This is a genomic window from Clostridium sp. AM22-11AC (assembly GCF_003473545.1).
GTDB lineage: Bacteria > Bacillota > Clostridia > Lachnospirales > Lachnospiraceae > Enterocloster.
On record NZ_QUCM01000005.1, the window covers coordinates 135,804 to 155,062 of the forward strand.

Annotated in this window: 18 protein-coding genes; 16 read left to right on the plus strand and 2 right to left on the minus strand. The window is 42.4% G+C overall.

What is annotated here, in order from left to right:
• Positions 1-380 precede the first annotated feature (380 nt).
• Both DW251_RS07140 and DW251_RS07145 read left to right on the plus strand, forming a co-directional pair.
• Entirely contained in the window at positions 381-1,343 is a 963-nt protein-coding gene (locus DW251_RS07140) for an Rpn family recombination-promoting nuclease/putative transposase (RefSeq protein WP_021870812.1), read from the plus strand.
• Positions 1,344-1,455: 112 nt separating this feature from the next.
• Entirely contained in the window at positions 1,456-1,908 is a 453-nt protein-coding gene (locus DW251_RS07145) for an NUDIX domain-containing protein (protein WP_021870813.1), read from the plus strand.
• Positions 1,909-1,986: 78 nt separating this feature from the next.
• On the opposite strand, the gene DW251_RS07150 is transcribed toward DW251_RS07145, so the two are convergent.
• Positions 1,987-3,126 carry an amidohydrolase gene (locus tag DW251_RS07150; protein WP_347474633.1) on the minus strand — a complete coding sequence of 380 codons (1,140 nt, stop codon included), beginning with the start codon at positions 3,124-3,126 and terminating at the stop codon, positions 1,987-1,989.
• Positions 3,127-3,440: 314 nt separating this feature from the next.
• Here DW251_RS07150 and leuD point away from each other — a divergent pair, with 314 nt between their 5' ends.
• From leuD to DW251_RS07170, 4 genes are read left to right on the plus strand one after another with little or no spacing between them, the layout of a single operon-like run.
• Positions 3,441-3,923 (plus strand): 3-isopropylmalate dehydratase small subunit, encoded by a 483-nt coding sequence (leuD, locus tag DW251_RS07155; protein ID WP_021870815.1) that lies wholly within the window; start codon positions 3,441-3,443, stop codon positions 3,921-3,923.
• A gap of 4 nt (positions 3,924-3,927) precedes the next feature.
• Positions 3,928-5,181: a 3-isopropylmalate dehydratase large subunit gene (locus DW251_RS07160; protein ID WP_118300574.1), complete on the plus strand. Its 1,254-nt coding sequence runs from the start codon at positions 3,928-3,930 to the stop codon at positions 5,179-5,181.
• 52 nt (positions 5,182-5,233) lie between these two features.
• Positions 5,234-5,725 carry a 3-isopropylmalate dehydratase small subunit 1 gene (locus DW251_RS07165; protein ID WP_021870817.1) on the plus strand — a complete coding sequence of 164 codons (492 nt, stop codon included), beginning with the start codon at positions 5,234-5,236 and terminating at the stop codon, positions 5,723-5,725.
• 25 nt (positions 5,726-5,750) lie between these two features.
• Entirely contained in the window at positions 5,751-6,995 is a 1,245-nt protein-coding gene (locus tag DW251_RS07170) for a 3-isopropylmalate dehydratase large subunit (RefSeq protein ID WP_118300575.1), read from the plus strand.
• Positions 6,996-7,091: 96 nt separating this feature from the next.
• Here DW251_RS07170 and DW251_RS07175 read toward each other — a convergent pair whose 3' ends face one another.
• On the minus strand, positions 7,092-7,796 hold the full coding sequence (locus DW251_RS07175) for a helix-turn-helix transcriptional regulator (RefSeq protein ID WP_021870819.1): 705 nt from the start codon (positions 7,794-7,796) through the stop codon (positions 7,092-7,094).
• A 275-nt stretch (positions 7,797-8,071) separates the two neighbouring features.
• Here DW251_RS07175 and DW251_RS07180 point away from each other — a divergent pair, with 275 nt between their 5' ends.
• The 10 genes from DW251_RS07180 (at position 8,072) to DW251_RS07225 (ending at position 19,226) form a co-directional block, all read left to right on the plus strand.
• Positions 8,072-9,265 (plus strand): MalY/PatB family protein, encoded by a 1,194-nt coding sequence (locus tag DW251_RS07180; RefSeq protein ID WP_118300576.1) that lies wholly within the window; start codon positions 8,072-8,074, stop codon positions 9,263-9,265.
• 114 nt (positions 9,266-9,379) lie between these two features.
• The gene (locus DW251_RS07185) at positions 9,380-10,660 is read left to right on the plus strand and encodes a GntP family permease (protein ID WP_021870821.1); all 1,281 of its coding nucleotides are present in this window, start codon (positions 9,380-9,382) and stop codon (positions 10,658-10,660) included.
• A gap of 29 nt (positions 10,661-10,689) precedes the next feature.
• Positions 10,690-11,862 carry a mandelate racemase/muconate lactonizing enzyme family protein gene (locus tag DW251_RS07190; protein ID WP_021870822.1) on the plus strand — a complete coding sequence of 391 codons (1,173 nt, stop codon included), beginning with the start codon at positions 10,690-10,692 and terminating at the stop codon, positions 11,860-11,862.
• 173 nt (positions 11,863-12,035) lie between these two features.
• Positions 12,036-13,232 carry a DUF401 family protein gene (locus DW251_RS07195; protein WP_118300577.1) on the plus strand — a complete coding sequence of 399 codons (1,197 nt, stop codon included), beginning with the start codon at positions 12,036-12,038 and terminating at the stop codon, positions 13,230-13,232.
• A gap of 38 nt (positions 13,233-13,270) precedes the next feature.
• On the plus strand, positions 13,271-13,645 hold the full coding sequence (locus tag DW251_RS07200) for a helix-turn-helix domain-containing protein (RefSeq protein ID WP_118300578.1): 375 nt from the start codon (positions 13,271-13,273) through the stop codon (positions 13,643-13,645).
• 122 nt (positions 13,646-13,767) lie between these two features.
• Positions 13,768-14,625, plus strand: a complete 858-nt coding sequence (locus tag DW251_RS07205) for an MBL fold metallo-hydrolase (protein ID WP_118300579.1) — start codon at positions 13,768-13,770, stop codon at positions 14,623-14,625.
• A gap of 85 nt (positions 14,626-14,710) precedes the next feature.
• The gene (locus tag DW251_RS07210; protein ID WP_118300580.1) at positions 14,711-15,625 is read left to right on the plus strand and encodes an AEC family transporter; all 915 of its coding nucleotides are present in this window, start codon (positions 14,711-14,713) and stop codon (positions 15,623-15,625) included.
• 128 nt (positions 15,626-15,753) lie between these two features.
• Positions 15,754-17,088: a sensor domain-containing diguanylate cyclase gene (locus DW251_RS07215; protein WP_021870827.1), complete on the plus strand. Its 1,335-nt coding sequence runs from the start codon at positions 15,754-15,756 to the stop codon at positions 17,086-17,088.
• Positions 17,089-17,165: 77 nt separating this feature from the next.
• Positions 17,166-18,206, plus strand: a complete 1,041-nt coding sequence (locus DW251_RS07220) for a M42 family metallopeptidase (RefSeq protein ID WP_118300581.1) — start codon at positions 17,166-17,168, stop codon at positions 18,204-18,206.
• A gap of 75 nt (positions 18,207-18,281) precedes the next feature.
• On the plus strand, positions 18,282-19,226 hold the full coding sequence (locus tag DW251_RS07225; protein ID WP_118300582.1) for a SpoIID/LytB domain-containing protein: 945 nt from the start codon (positions 18,282-18,284) through the stop codon (positions 19,224-19,226).
• Positions 19,227-19,259: the final 33 nt, after the last annotated feature.

Consider the following 19,259-nt stretch of genomic DNA (forward strand, 5'->3'; position numbering starts at 1 on the left):
TAATAAAACCAGCCTTGCAGATAACGCATGAGTGCACAAAGATGCATAAATGCGGTCTGTGAGGCTATTTTTATGCAGGGGGAAAATTGTGGTGGATTTTTGGATCCCGCTATGATATACTATGGTTACATTTCTTAATCATAAAGAATAATATTTCAAAACTATGTAATGTTTAATGCGTTGCATATCTGTATTCAGGCAGCTTCAGCTAAAAATCATGGATCAAAAGCAAAAATTTAAAAGAAGTGGAAATGGTCTCAGGAAATTCTGTTTAAAAACAGGCACGGGGGTGGGGAATATTGAAATTTATAACTGGATTTTGTATAATAAATATTAGAAACTGCCCCTTTGCCTTGCAACAGCAAGAAAGGGGAGAATAAATGGGGACAAAGGACATAGAAACAGCGATATTTTTCGATGACGACAGGCGGTATGCGGATCTGTTAAATGGATATATCTTTGATGGAAAGCAGGTTATAATGGAAAAACAGCTTTATAGCCAGGATACAAGAGAAACAGGAAAATCACAAAAAGACAGTTGGGGTGTACAAAAAAGGAAAAAGATACAGCGTTTCCGTGATGGAGTAAAGAGAGTTGCGTTTGGTACATCATTTACGATCATTGCCCTGGAACACCAGGATAAGATCCACAGGGGAATGCCGGTGCGAGTGATGGTAGAAGATGCTTTGTCTTATGACCGGCAGATGAAAAAGCTGCAGAAACAAAACCGGGAGAAAGGTGTTTTAAACAAAAAAGATTATATCAGCAGTCTGACAGACACAGACGTTTTAACACCAGTTGTAACCATTGTGATCTATTATGGTGAAGAGCCGTGGAACAACAGCAAAGATATTTATGATATTTTAGCCCACAAAGATCTTCCGGAAGAGATAAAAACATTTATCAACCACTATCCGATCCATGTTTTAGATGTCCGCAGATTTACAAACGAGGAATGTTTTCAAACAGATGTGAGAGAGGTATTTGGATTTATCCGCCGTTCATTAGACAAAGAAGCAGTAAAACAATATCTGAAAGAAAGAGAAGAGCAGTTTACAAACATAGATGAAGATGCCTACGACCTGATCGCAGCCATGACAGACACCAAACAGCTGCAGATGGTCAAAGATAAGTATCGTAGTGAAGAAGGAGGAATCAATATGTGCAAAGGACTTCTTGATTGGGTGGAAGAGAGCAAAATAGAGGGAAAATCTGCCGGTGAACTGACCATCTTAAAATTAATCACCGCCATGCAACTAGATGGCCGCACCAGCGATATCACCCGTCTGTCATCAGAACCAGAGTTTTTAGAAGGAATGAAAAAGCATTATCACATCCAATAATAAAACCATTATAAGCATCTAGCGACTCAGATTTCCTTCTTGCATATAACCCTCAAACGTTGTATACTAAAACCAGTTATTCAGATTCACACCAAAACCGGGAGGAATTGCAATGATTGAGGCAACGAGCTGCGGCGGTGTGGTTATATTTCGAGGGAAGATCCTGGTCCTGTATAAGAATTACAAGAACAAATATGAGGGCTGGGTCCTGCCTAAGGGAACAGTAGAAGCTGGCGAAGAATACAAAGAAACGGCTCTTAGGGAAGTAAAAGAAGAGACCGGAGTAAGCGCTTCTATCATCAAGTACATTGGAAAGAGCCAGTACACCTTTAATACGCCCCAGGATGTGGTAGAAAAAGATGTACACTGGTATCTGATGATGGCTGACAGCTACTACAGTAAACCACAGCGGGAAGAATACTTTCTGGATTCCGGGTATTACAAATTTTACGAAGCATATCATCTGCTGAAGTTTTCCAATGAAAAGCAGATCCTTGAAAAGGCTTATAATGAATATCTGGACCTTAAAAGAAGTAATCTTTGGGGAAGCAAGAAGTATTTTTAAAAACAGAATAAGAAGAAAATAAAAACTGCTGTATACGGGAGTGATAAAACTGTATACAGCAGTTTTTGGTATATAATGTTATTCCACCAATTCCCCATTAATAAACACATACTTCACCACTCCTGAAATTTCCATAGGAGAGCCTTTGCAGATCACAAGGTCGGCGTCTTTTCCGGTTTCCAGGGAACCTACCCGGTCAGCAACACCGATGTGTTCGGCGGCGTTGATGGTGATGGCGCGCAGGGCATCATACGGATCCATACCAGCTTTCATAGCCATGCCTGCGTAAAGGGGCAGATCATGCAGCGGGGTAACAGGTGCATCGGAAATAATGGAAACATGGCAGCCAGCTTTTGCCAGGATGCCTGGAGTGGTCCAGCTTTTATTTAGCAGTTCTACTTTGGTGGCATGGCTGAAAGTAGGTCCTACAGCCAGAGGAAGGTTTTCTTTCACCAGTTCATCTACGATCAGGTGGCCTTCTGTTACATGTTCCAGAGTCAGTTTGGCGTGAAATTCCTTTGCAATGCGGATGGCAGTGAAAATATCATTTGCCTGATGTGCATGGGCTTTTAAAGGAAGTTCCCCTTTTAAAACAGGAATCAGGGATTCTGATTTTTGATCAAAAGCAGGCAGCTTGGAGACGTCATCACCGGCGGCCTCTTTTTTTACCATGTATAATGCAGCTTTCTGCAGTGCTTCCCGGATCAAAGCTGCATTGGTCATACGGGTGGACATGCGGCTGGTCATATAGCGTCGTTTTGGATTTTCACCAAAAGCACATTTCATGGCAATAGGGTATTTAAGGATCATATTATCAATACGTTTTCCCATGGGTTTCACAGCTGCGAAAGTGCCTCCAATGGCATCAGAACTTCCTGGACCTGTGGCAAAGCAGGTGATCCCGGCTTTGGCAGCCATTTCAAAGCAGGGATCCATAGGATTGATGCCGTCAATAGCCCGCAGTTGTGGCACTACTGGGTCATTCCATTCGTTGGTATCTTGTCCTGGTACGCCGTTGCCGTAGCCATCAAGACCTGTATGGCAGTGTGCCTCAACAAAACCAGGATAAATATTAAGTCCGGCAGCTTCGATCAACTGTTCATAATCATCATCAATGTGACTGGCGATCTTTAAGATCTTTCCGCCGCCTATAAGGATATCTCCTGTGAATGGCTGCGGATCAACTGCTGTGTGGATCGTTCCGTTTTTTATGCATATCATGTAAGTCTACCTCCTTAAGGATTCGATATAAAGTCATTATAACTCGGATGTACATGAAATTACAGTAAAAGAAGTGTGAGAGAGAAAAGCACGCAGCAATTCGGTATCAGCGGGGAAAAATACTTTTGATCTCAATCTCTTTTCTATGATACAGGTTATCTGTGGGGCGCATTCTATAACTTACAGTTATTAAATGTATCAATAACCACCATTTCCATTACGGCCCATCCTATGGTATACTACATATCAGTACAAAACACAGAAAAAACAAAACCCAGGCAGGGCGGCTTTAAGAAAGGAATACATATATCATGGCAAAAGGAACCATTTTTAAATTTCATAATGACCTTGATACAGATCAGATCATCGCATCACAGTATCTGCTTTTACCGAACTTAGAAGAGATGAAAGAGCATGCTTTTGAGTCTTTAGACCCGGATTTCCCTAAAAAAGTAAAACCGGGAGATTTCGTTGTAGGCGGCGAAAACTTTGGCTGTGGTTCTTCCAGAGAGCAGGCACCAGGTGTTTTAAAAGCATTAGGTGTACAGGCTATCGTTGCAAAGTCCTTTGCAAGAATTTTCTACAGAAACGCCATTAACATCGGCCTTCCTGTTATTGTCTGTAAGGAGCTGCCGGATGAGGTAAAGACCGGCGATACCATGGAACTTTCCATGTCAGATGGAACTGCCCAGGCAAATGGCAAGACCTATTCCTGCACCAAGCTGCCGGAATACATGCAGAATATTTTAAACCAGGGCGGACTGATCGCCTCATTAAACCGTGAGGAGGAATAGGAAAATGGGAATGACGATTGCAGAAAAGATCATAGCGGCAGCAGCCGGCGTAGAAAGCGTAAAACCGGGAGATATCCATACAGTAACATTAGACCGTTTAATGAGTAATGACGGTACTACACATCTGACTGTAGATATGTACCGCAATAAATTAAAAAATCCACATATTGCTGATGCAAAAAAAGTGGTATTCATCGTAGACCACAACGTACCTTCTGACTGCCCGAAAACAGCAGCATCCCAGAAGAAGATGCGTGATTTCGCAAAGGAAAATAACATTGATTTCTGGGAAGGCAAAGGTGTATGCCACCAGGTGATGATGGAAAATTATGTATGTTCCGGCGAACTGATCTTCGGTGCAGACAGCCATACCTGTTCCTATGGTGCTTTAGGTGCTTTTGGTACCGGCGTTGGATGTACGGATTTCCTTTATGGAATGGTAACTGGAAAATCCTGGGTATTGGTTCCTGAGACTGTAAAATTTAACTTAGTAGGAAAACTGCCGGAAGGTGTTTATGCAAGAGACCTGATTTTAACAATCATTGGTGAGATCGGTGCAAACGGATGTAATTACCAGGTAATGGAGTTTACCGGAGAAGGCGCAAAATCCTTAAGCATCAGTGAGCGTATGGTACTTTGCAATATGGCAGTAGAGGCAGGTGCAAAAACAGGTATTTTTGAGGCGGATGAAAAGGCATTAGAATATCTGGAAGCACATGGCAGAAAGCCAAAGGCTGTATACAAGAGTGATCCAGATGCAGTATATGCAAGAGAATATACCTTTGACTTATCCAAGGTACGTCCTGTAGCTGCAAAACCGGATTTTGTGGATAATGTAGTTCCTGCAGAAGAAGTTCGTGGAATTAAGATCGACGAAGCGTTCTTAGGCTCCTGCAACAATGGACGTATTGAAGATTTAAGAGTGGGTGCTTCTATTATCAAGGGCAAGAAAGTGGCAGAAAAGGTACGTTTCCTGGTAGTCCCTGCAAGCCAGACCGTTTACCGTCAGGCATTAAAGGAAGGCCTGATCGATATCTTCATGGAAGCAGGCGCTATTGTCATGAATCCGAACTGCAGCGTATGCTGGGGAAGCTGTCAGGGCGTGATCGGTGAAAATGAAGTCCTGATCAGTACAGGCACCAGAAACTTCAAGGGCCGTGCAGGACATCCAAGCTCTAAGGTATATTTAGGTTCTGCAGCTACGGTTACCGCTTCTGCCATTGCAGGAGAGATCGCTCTGGCTGAGGATGTGATGTAATGCGTGGTTCGTGAGTTTACGAAATAAATCAAAGATATGAGGATATAGAAAAATGGATAAAATGATAGGAAAGGTATGGGTTTTAGGAGATGATATTGATACGGATATCATTATCCCAACAGAGTACCTTGCATTAAAAACCATAGATGATATGAAACAGTACGGATTTTCTCCACTGCGCCCGGAACTGGCAGCGCAGATCAAACCGGGAGATATTATTGTTGCAGGAAAGAACTTTGGCTGTGGCTCCTCCAGAGAGCAGGCGCCGGAGATCATTAAGGCACTGGGAGTTCAGTGCGTGATCGCAAAATCCTTTGCAAGGATCTTCTTCCGCAACTCCATCAACAATGGTCTGCTTCTGATCGAGCAGCCAACTCTCTATGATGACATCAAAGAGGGAGATACCATCTCTGTTGTAATGAACGAACATGTGGATTACAATGGAAAAACATACCCAATCGCCTCTCTTCCAGAGAACCTGATGAGCATTATCCGCGCAGGCGGTCTGGTAAAGGCTATGCGCAAACTGAATGGTCTGGATTAAGAAAGAGAAGTGAGGTGTGTAAGAAATGGGAAAGACAGTAATTGAAAAGATCATAGAGCATAATACCGGCAAAGAAGTAAAGCCGGGAGATATTGTGACTGTAAATGTGGACCGTGTCATGATCCATGATATATTTATCCCTTTTGTAGCGGAAAAATTCAAGGAAATGGGCTTTGAGAAGCTTTGGGACCCGGATAAAGTGGTCCTGATCTACGACCACCTGGTACCTGCAAGCCAGTTAGATGATACCAGACATTTCCATACAGGTGATGCCTTTGCTGAAAAATACGGCATGACCCATGTACACAGAAGCGATGGTATCTGCCACCAGCTGATGACAGAAGCAGGTTATGTAAAGCCAGGTAATATTGCATTTGGTACAGACAGCCATACAACTACCTACGGCTGTGTAGGCGCATTCTCTTCCGGTATCGGCTATACAGAAATGGCAAGTATCTTAGGAACCGGAACCATGTGGATCAAGGTGCCGGAGACCATTAAAGTTGTGATCAATGGCAAGCTGCCTGAAAATGTAATGTCAAAGGATGTTATTTTACGTCTGATCGGTGATCTGGGTGCGGATGGCGCTACCTACAAGGCACTGGAATTTTCTGGAAGCGCAGTAGAGAACATGACAGTTGCCAGCCGTATGACCATTTCCAACATGGCCATTGAAGCAGGTGCTAAATGTGCGCTGTTTACACCAGATGAAAAGACAGCAGAATATTGTGATATTACCTTAAATGATTACCAGAAGAGCCTGGCAGGAGATGCAGACGCTAACTACTGCAAGGTAATGGAATACAAGGCAGAGGATTTTGTACCGGTTATGGCATGTCCATCCCAGGTAGACAAGATCCGCAATGTCAGCGAACTGGAAGGAACAGAGATCGACCAGGTATTTATCGGCTCCTGCACCAACGGCCGTTTAGAGGATCTGGCAGCAGCTGCAGAGGTTTTAAAGGGCAAGAAGGTAGCAGATTTTGTAAAACTGATCGTTACACCAGCCAGCCGCAAGATCTACAGACAGGCAGATGAAATGGGTATCCTGGATACACTGGCAGAGGCCGGTGCTATCATCACCCATCCGGGCTGTGGTCTGTGCTGCGGAAGAACCGGCGGCATCTTAACAGATGGTGAAAGAGTAGTTGCAACCAATAACCGCAACTTCTTAGGCCGTATGGGAACATCCAAGGTACAGATCTATCTGGCTTCCCCAAGGACTGCGGCCAGCTGTGCGATCGCAGGTAAGATCGTAAGCCCACAGTAATAATTTAAAAGTACAGATAATAAAAGGCATATTTTCATTCTCTGAATTGATTTTGAGAGAAGAAAATATGTCTTTTTTATTTTGTATATTCAAATGTCAGGTAACAGTATACATATGGTACAACTTAAGCTGTTTAATATCTTCTTTGGATACTTTCAGCTGATTTTCCAATTCTTTGTTTTCACATAATCTGTTTTTTGAGAGTAGAAGTTTTCGTGCAATAGGCATGATCGGTCTTGTAGACAGGCCTGTAAATAAAGCCCATTTGGTTTCTGCGTTTAATGTAGGAGCCAGTATTTGTATATAGGCAGTTTCCATTTCCACATCTCGATTTTGCAGAGTGATATTTGTAACTGCATCAAAATGTTCCATGTAGCCTTTATAAGTATTTTCACAGTTCTGGTAATGATCATAATCTTCAAAGTTCATATACATCATGACCTTCGTAAGGCCATTTTCTTCCGGATGGAGTTCAAAAAGGCGTCGCCCGATCCGGTTGATCCTTCCATCGTAAACATAACCATACAAGTTTTTAACATTTCTGAAAAAAGCGGGGCATTCTTTTAAAGTGGAAGAGGATGTGGCAGTATTGGGAAAATACAGAAGGGTTTCAATATGCACCTGCAGTGCGTCGGCAATGGCATACAGAGTGTCTATATCCACGGCTATTTCACCTGATTCATATTTTGATATAGCGGACTGGCTTTTGCCAATAGCCTGAGCCAGCTGTTGGTGGGTTATTTTCCGCATTTTACGTGTACGGCGGATATTCTGTCCGATTTCTTTGCTTATTTCTGACATATGGTTTCCTTTTTTATTCCCTAAAATAATATTTTTTAACGATTTAGGATCGCGGACACAAATGATGTGCAGTTTTTCAGCTTTTATTGTCCGAAATTAATCGTGTCACGGAAAGAAAATGTTGAAATTATTATCCACAGGAATATTTTGCTTTTTTGACGGGGACTTTTCCTATTGCTATAATTTTAAACAAGACGGGGAAATAAGTCAATAAAAGTCTATAACTGCAGGCGCCGCAGATATATATAATAAGGTATTCAAGGAGAGATGTAATTATGAATTACACAAAGGAATATTTTGATTTTGATCTGGATCGTAAAAATACCCGGAGTATGAAATGGGATGACTGCAATTCAAAATTCGGCGTAGATGAATCTACAGCGATGATCCCAATGTGGATCGCAGATATGGATTTCAGATCCCCAAAAGAAGTGATCGACGCAGTAATAGACCGCGCCAGTCTTGGATGTTATGGTTATACAACAAAACCAGACTGTTTTTATGAAAGGATCATTAACTGGGTAGATCGCCGTTATCACTGGAAGATAAAAAAAGAATGGATCATTTTTACTCCAGGTGTGATTCCGGGATACACCATTACGATCCAGAATTTTACAAAGCCCGGGGACGGCATTATCGTACAGACACCGGTTTATTATCCATTTATGGATGGTGTTGTTAATAATGGGCGTAAGCTGGTTTATAATCCTCTGATAGAAAAAGAGGGAGACTGGTTCATGGATTTTGAAGATCTGGAAAGAAAAGTAAAAGATCCGGATAATAAACTTCTGATCTTATCTAATCCTCATAATCCTGTAGGACGTGCATGGACAGCAGAAGAATTAACAAGACTGGGAGACCTCTGTGCAGAAAACGGTGTCCTACTGATCTCTGATGAGATCCATGCAGATCTTATGATGAAGGGAGTTAAACATACATCTGTTGGTACCCTTTCAGAAAAAATAAAAAAGAATACAATTGTCCATTATGCCCCAAGCAAAACCTTTAACCTGGCTGGCCTTCAGACTGCCTATGCGGTTATTCCAAATAATGAGTTGCGCGAAAAATACATAAAAGGCTTAAATGCAAACCGTATTTTTAATATGAATTGGTTTGGTTCGGCAGCTCTGGAAGCAGCTTATGATAAAAGCGGCAATTATGTGGATGCGCTATGCGACTATGTAAATGACAACATGGATTATATGGTTCGGTATGTTCAGGAAAGACTGCCTATGCTTCACATGAAAAAATCTGAGGCAACTTATATGGTATGGGTAGATTTTCGCGGAACTGGGATGAGTACAGAAGAAATTGAATCATTTATTGACCAGAAAGCACATATTGGAGTAGATAAAGGATCCTGGTTTGGGCCGGGCGGAGAAGGTTATCTGCGGTTTAATCTGGCATGCCCAAGGAAGATCCTTGATAGTGCTCTTTATCAGCTGGAAACTGCATTAAAACAGATTTGACTGGTGCTTATAAATTTCTTAGTAACTTATAAAATATATAGAAAATTGTAGAAAATAAACGTCTTTTCTATAATGAAACAAAGAAAAAAGCATGGTTAGTAGGAGGTGATACAGGTGGAACTGGCAGGTGTATTGATCGCGGTACTGCTGCTGATTTTTTTGATCTATAAAAGACTGAGCTTGATCCCGGCAACACTGATCTGTGTGGCGGTACTGGCATTAACCAATGGCTTTTCTTATATGGATCTGTTTATAAATCATTACGGCGTTTCACTTGCCGGATTTGTGGGAAAATATTTTCTGGTGTTTGTTACAAATGCTTTGTTTGGAAAAGTAATGGAAGAAACGCTGTTAGCATCTGTATTTTCAAAAATGATCGGAAAACTTTTTGGAGATAAAAATGCTGTTTTTGGGGCAATGTTAGCAACTGCGATCCTTTCTTATGGAGGCGTCAGTGTATTTGTTATTGTATTTACCGTATATCCCATTTTTCTTGCAACATTTCGCAAGGCAGATCTTCCGGGAAAATATATTCCAGCCTGCATTATGAGCAGCTCCTGTACATTTGCCCTTTCGCTGCTTCCTGGAGGAGCCCAGTTAAACAATATTATTCCTGTACAGTATTTGGGCACAACACCGGCTGCAGCTGCCGGGATCGGTCTGCTCTGCTCTGCTGCGGCTATGGCATTTATATTCGTATATTTTTCTTGGGAATTTAAAAAAGCAAGGCAAAGAGGGGAGCATTTTGAAATAAATCCGTCTATTAAAGAACGGATCACAAAGTTTGAAATGGATGCCGGGATTCCGGGACCATTATCAGTCCTGCCTCTTGTAATGATAATTTTACTGATCAATATTGCACAATTAGATCTTTCTTATGCAGTGCTGGCAGGAACTGGTGTGGCTCTTTTTATTGGCTGGAAAAATATTCCGGATAAACTGCGTATTATCAATGAAAGCGCAAAATTAGTAGGACCTGCTGTTATTACAACAGCTGTATCTGTTGGATTTGGCGGTGCAGTTCTTGCATGTAATGGAGCGGAGACTGTGTTAGAAGCAATATCAGCTTTGCCTGTACCGCCTAATCTTTCCTTTAGTATTGCTGCATCTTTCGCAGGAGCAATGACTGGAAATGGCGGAGGCGGAATGGATGTGGCCATGAACCTGCTTTCCGGACAATATCTGGCAGCTGGGCTTGAGCCGGAGCTGATCCACCGCCTGGGAGCGGTAGCAACTGCCGGGTTCAGCTGTCTGCCCCACAACGGAATGCAGATCACGATCATGGATACATGCGGATATACAGCCGGACAATGTTATAAATATATTTTTATTTCAACGGTACTTTGTTCCGCCGGGTGTCTGCTGTTAGCAAATGTAATAAGCTGTTTACTGTAATAAAAATACATAGATGAAGGAGACTGGGAATGAAAATTACAAAAATCGATCTTTTATATTGCGATCCGGTAGAAGGAGGCTGGAGACCATCTTTATGCCGTATATACACAGACGAGGGAATTTATGGAGATGGAGAAGTGGCATTATCTTATGGAGGCGCTTCACAGGCTGCATTTGCCATGTTAAAAGACATGGCCAACCGGCTGATTGGAATGAATCCTTTGGATCATGAAGTAATCTGGCAGAAACTGTATCAGGGGTGTTTCTGGAGTTACAATGGAGGTCCTATTGTATTTGGCGGTATCAGTGCCTTTGATATTGCCTTGTGGGATATTAAAGGAAAGGTGTATGGACAGCCGCTGTACCGTCTTTTAGGTGGAAAACACAGAGATACCCTGAAAGCTTATGCAAGCCAGCTGCAAAATGGCTGGGGTGTTGGAAGAAAAACAGCAAGAACACCAGCAGATTACGCGCGTCAGGCAGAAATTGCAGTAGAAAAGGGATTTAAAGCAGTAAAATACAATTTCCTTACTTTTAGAGAAGATGAAGGAAGATATCCAAGAACAGAGCAGACAGCTTATCTGGATCCAGAATATTTGGATTTGGCAGAAGCGAGGATCGCAGCTGTAAGAGAAGCGGTAGGTTCTAAGGTAGATATTATTTTGGAAAACCATTGTTATACAGATGCCCAGTCAGCAGTCCAGTTTGGAAATATGGCAAAGAAATATGGCATTCTCTATTATGAGGAGCCGGTAGTCCCTCACGAGGATACACTTGCTTATGTGCATCAGCAGACGGGAATTCCAGTAGCCAGCGGTGAGCGGATTTACAGCAGATGGCAGTTTAAGAAAATGTTGGATAAACAAGCCATTCAGGTGATCCAGCCGGATCTTGGAAACAGCGGTGGTGTTACAGAGGTGAAAAAAATCTGTGATATGTCCTATGTATATGAAGCCGGTGTCCAGATCCATGTATGTGGAACACCGATCGTAACAGCTGCTTCTTTACATATGGAAGCAGCACTTCCTAATTTTGTAATCCATGAATATAACGTAAATACAGAAATGCCGCAGATGACCTCACTTGCGCTGCATCATTACGAACCGGTAAATGGATCTTTTACAGTACCGGAACTTCCGGGAATCGGAAATGAGATCGCACCAGAAGCATTTAAGCGCAGCCAGGTAGTTACGATCGAATAAAAGAATATTTTCCGGGGGCTGCTGTGGCAGCCCTTTTTATATTGACAGTAACTATGAAAATTAATAGTGACTAATAAAATAATCGCTAACTTGTAATAGAGGAGAAATGCATGTAAACTTGAGTACATGAAGGAATCCGGGAGGATATCGTATACACAGGAGGAACACACATCATGGAAATTACTTTTTTAGGCGTGGTATTTGCGGTTATTATAGTTCTTTTAGCCATAGGCAGACCGCTGTATCAGGCGATTGCAGGCGGAATGGTCGTAACAGCAGTGCTGTTTCATATTCCGGTAACAATAATTGGAACTAAGATAGTCAGTGTTATTACAAACTGGTCATCTTTATCTGTGTTATTATCTCTGTATCTCATTACGTTTTTGCAGAAGATCCTGGAGTCACGCAGTCAGATCCGTCTGGCACAACAGGATCTGAATGGCATTTTTCATAACCGCCGTATCAATACAGCAGGAGCAGCTTTTTTCATTGGACTTCTGCCATCTGCGGCTTCCATGATCCTTTGTGCAGATATTGTAAAGGATGCGACAGAGGGATATTTAGATCCAAAAGAGCAGGCTTTTACAGCCAGCTGGTTCAGGCACATACCGGAAAGTGTGCTGCCTACTTATACAGCAGTACTTCTTATGTCAAATCTTTCTGGAGTGGAGATATCAGAGTTCATTCTGTATATGATCGTTCCGGTCCTTGCGCTGGCAGGACTGGGATATGCTGTTTATCTGCACCGTATTCCCAATGATACAGGGACACCGGCAAGCACCAACCGACTGGCAGACTTTGCCCATTTGATCCAGCATTTGTGGTCACTGCTTCTTATCCTTATATTGATATTAGTTTTTCATTTTCAGGTAGTAACGTCTGTTCTTGTATCCATTGCACTTTGTATTATCATTTATCGGGTAACACTGGATGAAATCAGGAAATTTATTTTCGCTGCTTTTGAAAAGAAGATGTTGGGAAATACCTTTCTTGTATTATGTCTGAAAGAACTGATCGCTCATACAGGTGTGTTATTGCTGCTGCCGGATGCTATGGCAAAACTGCCTCTGCCTACCTATCTGATTTTTGGTCTGCTATTTTTTACAGCAACTGTCATCAGTGGTTCTACAGGTGCCATTGCTATGGGAACACCGCTGGCTTTTGCAGCTATTCCGGGAGGCGCCCCCTTAATGGCATACCTTATGTGCATGGCCCATGCAGCCAGCCAGATCTCACCTACCCATGTATGTCTGGTGGTGGCAGCCGACTATTTTCATGTGACGTTAGGAGATATTGTAAAGAAAACACTGCCTGTTTCTATTGCCTTCTGCGTATTAATGACGCTATATTATAATGTGATAAAGCTGTAAAAAAAGATCCGGTAAGAGCAGGGAGAGGGGAAAAACATATGTATAAGAGAAAAATAGAAAAAGACATCCGCTGTCCGTTAGAATACGGTCTGGAAGTATTTGGCGGAAAATGGAATTCGCGGATCATCTGTGTACTGGCTGCTATGAAGATCCTGCGTTACAGTGAATTGCGCAAGGAGATGGGGAATATTACAGATGCAGTTCTGGCATCAGCATTAAAAGAGCTGATCGCAAATGGTATTGTAAAACGCCAGTCCTATGATGAGATTCCTCCAAGAGTGGAATACAGCCTTACAGAAAAAGGACAGTCAGTAGTCCCTATTTTGCAAAGCATATGCCACTGGGCCGGTGTGTTCTATAAAGAAGATAGCGAGAACGAAATGATCCAGTGTAAGAAGTGTGATTACAGATAAAGTTTTGTTTTATTTCTGGTTCTAATGTTAAGTTTAACGTTGCACTTGAGCCTCAAAAGTTTTATACTGAAGTACAAGAAGTATATCTATCATATAAATCATAACAGAGAGGAACCAGACACATGAACATCACAGGAAAAGGTATGAAATTCAGATGGCTGAACAATGCAGGCTTTGAAATGGAGTTATCCAGCGGAAAACATCTTTTAGTAGATCCATGGTTAGACGAGGCACAGGTTTATCCTATCAGCATTAATGAGATTGAACGGGCGGATTATGTTCTTCTCACCCATACACATGATGACCATTCAGACAGTATCGGACGGATCCAGAAGCGCTTCCCACAGGCAGCTATTTTTGTGGGGGATCTGTCTGCGGAAGCATTGTGTAAGGAATATGACCTGAATGTAGAGCGTCTGTTCCGTATCCGTGGCAGGGAAGAATATGAATTTGATGATGTGAAGATCGAAGTGATCTCTGCCAGACATACAGAGTCCAAAGGCGGAAATTACTGGGATAGAGGTTACTGCATTCAGAAGGACGGAAGCAGAAGAGAAACTATGTGGTATGGTTCCCTGGAAATGTACAACTTCCGCATTACCGATGTTAATGGATACAGAGCCGTTGTCTGGGGCGGAATGACCACAGAGGAGCAGATCCACCGCATGGAAAAATATAGAGGAAATGAGATCGCATTTATGCATGTCAGCCCAAAACAGGATCACCAGATGTTTGCAAGACTGGTGCAGGCTATTAATCCCAAGGCAGTTATTCCACATCACTATGATATCTGGGAAACCTTGTTTGCAGCAAAGCCAGAGTTATTAGCAGATATGAAACTTCCGGCAGATAAAGTCAATGCAGAAGGTGTTCTGGATGTGATCCGCCAGAATATCAAAGAAAACTGTCCGGATGTGGCATTCTTTATCCCGGAGCATCATAAATGGTATCAGTTTGGCTATGGGATCATGGAAGCATAAGGAAAATCTGGCAGACAGGATCTGGAAAATCGTGGTATACTTATAAATATGTCCCGAATATGCGGGGGAAAAGAAGGAGTATAACATGAGTACATTTTGGATTCTGTTAGAACAGATGGAACTATTTGTAATTTACATTCTGGCAGGTGTGATACTGGTAAAAAGCAGGTTGTTTAACAGGGAGACCTTACAGCCTATATCAAAATTTGTCTTAAGAATGGGACTTCCATTGCTTATCTTTACGAATATTATTAATGGGGTAGAGAGAAATGTTCTGTTGAGTTCCGGTTCTGTTCTGATGTCAGCATTTCTGTTTTATGTTGCCATGTTTTTTATCAGTATGGGGATCGCACGGATATTTCACGTAAAAGGAAAAACGGCGCAGATCTATCAGACCATGAGCATGTTTGGAAATATCGGATTTATGGGGATCCCCATTATCACCAGTATTTATCCGGAAAACGGCATTTTGTACGTGTCGGTATTTTCCATTGTTGACCAGCTGTTTTTATGGACCCTGGGAGTAAAACTGACAGCTCCGGAAGGAGAAGGAAAATTTGATCTGAAGAAACTGGTCAATCCGGCATCCATTGGAATTATAGTGGCGCTCTTTATGATCCTTACAGGGCTTAAATTGCCTACATTGTTAAATACAGGACTTCAAAAGATCGGTTCTACAGCAACGCCTCTTGCAATGATCTATCTGGGCGGAATCTTTGCCTGTGTTCCTATGAAAAACGGGCTGCGCAGGGGCGAACTGTACGGGATCGTATTTGCAAAAATGCTGCTTGTCCCTATGATCATGTATGGTATGATGGGGGCTTTTGGAATAGCAGGGGATGTAAGACTGACGATCGCACTGATCGCAGGAATGCCTGTTATGGCGTCTATAGCGATGATGGTAACGTCCTCTGACAGTGAATATGCCATGGGAGGGATCTTTATCACCACGATCTGTTCTCTGGTCACACTGCCGCTTGTATGTCTGATCTTACAATAAGTTTTCACAATATATTTACGTTACAAAACGAATAAAATATTGAAAAATCCTCTTTGTTTTTGTAAAATATAGTTATACTATACGTGTAGAGCAATACACTACAAACCGATACAGAGAGGAGACCGATTATGAAAGAGCTGGAAACCGTCGTACAGGATGAAAAAAATAAATGGATCTTAATTACGGGGATTTTGCAGGTACTGGCCTGTGTGATCATGAATAAATTTGACATTTCCAATCCCAATATTATTCTGTTTGTGATCCTGTCCGCGGTTCTGGTACAGTTTGGATACGGAGCCGGTATGCTCTGTGGGTTTATCACATACATTTATTCTATGTATTTCTTTTCAACGGACCACAGTTTTTTCTATTTTGATGCTTCCAATCGTGATAAGATAATGGTAGTCATTTTTGGGATCATTGCCAATATCCTGATCGTTGGCAGTTTAAAAGCACGGATGGAGAAGTCAAATAAAGAGAGGATCCATCAGTTGGAAGTAGCTACTACTTTAAACAAGTGTGCGGTGGAATTATCTGCGGACCGTGATATCCATACAGCCATCTATAATCTTTTAGGGATCATCAACCAGTATTTCCAGGCAGACAGAAGTTATATTTTTGATATTGATCATGAAAAACAGATCGTGATCAATACATACGAATATACAGCAGAAGGCGTGACCCGTCAGATCGACAATCTCCAGTCGGTTCCTCTCAGTGTAATTGCAGTGTGGATGGATAAGTTTGAAAATGGTCAGGTTTATTATATTGCAGATGCAGAACAGGAAAAGGGATATCCCACCTACGAAATGTTAGTGGAACAGAATATCAAGCGCCTTTTAACGGTTCCTTTAAAGAAAAACGGTAAAGTCACAGGTTTTATTGGTGTGGACAATCCAAAGGTTCATTTTGATGATGCGACCTTATTATTATCTCTCCAGTATTTTATTGTAAACAGCCAGTCTTCCCAGAGACAGCAGGAACGTTTGCAGTTTTTAAGTTTTCGTGATATGCTTACAGGGCTCTATAACCGCAATAAGTACATGAAAGTACTGGAAACTTTTGAAAAATATCCTGTATGCGACACAGGTGTTGCTTATATTGACTTAAATGGTTTAAAACAGATCAATGATAATCTGGGCCATGAAGCAGGGGACCGGCTGCTCTGTGATGCTGCAAAAGAAATCTTAAGAACATTTCCGGAAAATTCCTACCGCATTGGAGGAGATGAATTTGTGATCATTCTTCCAGAGTCAGGAAAGGCAGAATTTGAGGAACAGATGGAGCAGGTACAGGAAGATTTAAAGCAGGCACATATCAGTTATTCCATGGGACTGGAATGGAAAAAAGAAGGCATGCTTGAGTCTATGTTAAAAGCGGCAGAACAGAGGATGTATGCAGAAAAAAATGCTTATTATAAGTTAAGAGGAAGAGACAGAAGATGTCCGGAGCGGAGCGTATGATCGGAAAATCAGCCACAAAGGCAGGTGCATGAAAGACTCCGAGAGGACATAAACAGAAAACAGAGGAAAAATAATACATGACAGACTACAGAAAATATACAGATTACATCATAGAACAGGCAGAAAAATTATTGTCCATTGACAGTCCTTCCGGCTATTGCCGCCAGGTAACAGATTATCTGTTAGAGGAATTAGATCGTCTGGGGATCCAGGCGAAACGCACCGTAAAAGGTGGTGTTGTAGCTTCTTTTGGCGGAAAGAACAAAGAAGATGGTATTCTGTTGGAGGCACATTGCGATACACTGGGAGGCATGGTAGCGGAAATTAAGGCAAATGGCCGTCTCCGTCTTACCAATATCGGAGGTATGAAACCGGCTAATGCAGAGGCGGAAAATGTGCGTATCATAACAAAGGCAGACGGTATTTACGAAGGTGTATGCCAGTTAGTGAATGCGTCCGTTCATGTAAACGGAGATTATGAAAAAACTGAACGAAACTGGGATACAGTAGAGGTTCTAATAGACGAGCCGGTAAGCTCTAAAGAAGATGCTTTAAAACTGGGGATTATGCCAGGAGATTATGTGTGCTTTGAACCAAGGACAAGAGTTACATCCTCCGGTTATATAAAAAGCCGTTTTCTGGATGATAAACTTTCAGCTGCCATTTTACTTGCATATGGAAAATATTTAAAAGACGAGAAGATAGAGCCGCAGCGTGCTGTTTATGCTCATTTTACCATTTATGAGGAAGTGGGACATGGAGGCAGTGCTTCTGTGCCGGATGGCGTGACAGAAGCCTGGTCTGTGGATATGGGCTGTGTAGGAGAAGGCCTGATGTGTACAGAGCGGGAAGTTTCTATCTGCGCAAAAGACAGCGGCGGACCTTATAATTATGAGATCGTAAGCCATCTGGTCCAGCTGGCAAAGGAGAATAACATTGGCTTTGCAGTGGACGTATATCCTCATTATGGTTCAGATGTGGAAACTACACTTCGCGCAGGAAATGATATCCGCCATGCTCTCATTGGTCCTGGTGTGTATGCTTCCCATGGCTATGAACGAAGCCACAGAGATGGGGCAGAAAACACCTTCCGCCTGATCCAGGCTTATATTGGCTGATAAAAAAGGATAGTTTAGTGCCCTGTCTCCATATATTTATGATGATGATAAATATATGGGAGGCAGGGATTTTTTATGGAAAAATGGATGGTCGTACTGGTTGCAGCCGGTTTCCTGATCCCCTATGGGACGGTACTGGCAGTAACGGGAAATATACACGGGGCAGAATATGTAAGGCAGCAGGAAAAAGAAGCTGCGGGAAAATACAGGATCCTTCTGGACCGGGAGGAAAATGGCGATTACCTGTCGTTGGAAGAATACCTGCCATCGGTACTGGCAGCTCAGATCTCGCCGGACAGTGAAATGGAAGCGCTCAAAGCCCAGGCAGTGATCGCAAGGACTTATATCCGCAGGCAGATGGGAGAAGAAAAAGAAATTTCGGAATTAAGTCTGGATCTGGACCGGAAACCGAGGGAAGAGCTGAAAAAAATATGGGGAAAAACGGAATTTCCGGAAAAATACAGCCGTCTGGAAGAGGCAGTGATCCAGACCAATAGAATTGTGATGACATATGATGGGGAGATGATCGCTCCTCTTTTTTGCGCCGTCACCGCCGGTTCTACCAGGGATGGGGATGAGGGATATCCGTATCTGAAGTCAGTTTCCTGTCCCGATGATGAAAAAGCAGCGGATTTTATCAGTTTTGTATCTTTATCTGCCAAACAGGCGGCAGCAGCCCTGAATGAAATCCCGGGAAAAGAAGGGGAAGTGAGACAGGTCCGCCCGGAAGCATTTCCAGGGAAAGTGCAGACTGTAAAACGAGATACAGCCGGGTATGTACAGGAGATCCAGATTGATGAATGTTCCTTTACTGGAGAGGAAGCAGCCGGTGCATTTGGACTTTCCTCCTCCTGCTTTTTTACAGAACCCCAGGAAAACGGGATCGGCATTACAGTAAAAGGAAAGGGACATGGCTATGGACTGAGCCAGAATGAAGCAGAGGCAAAAGCAGAAGATGGCTGGGATTTTAAAGAAATACTGGAATATTTTTACAGCGGTATTGCATTTTTCACTGAATAAAGCACCCTGAAATGGTAAGAATACTACCGAGGT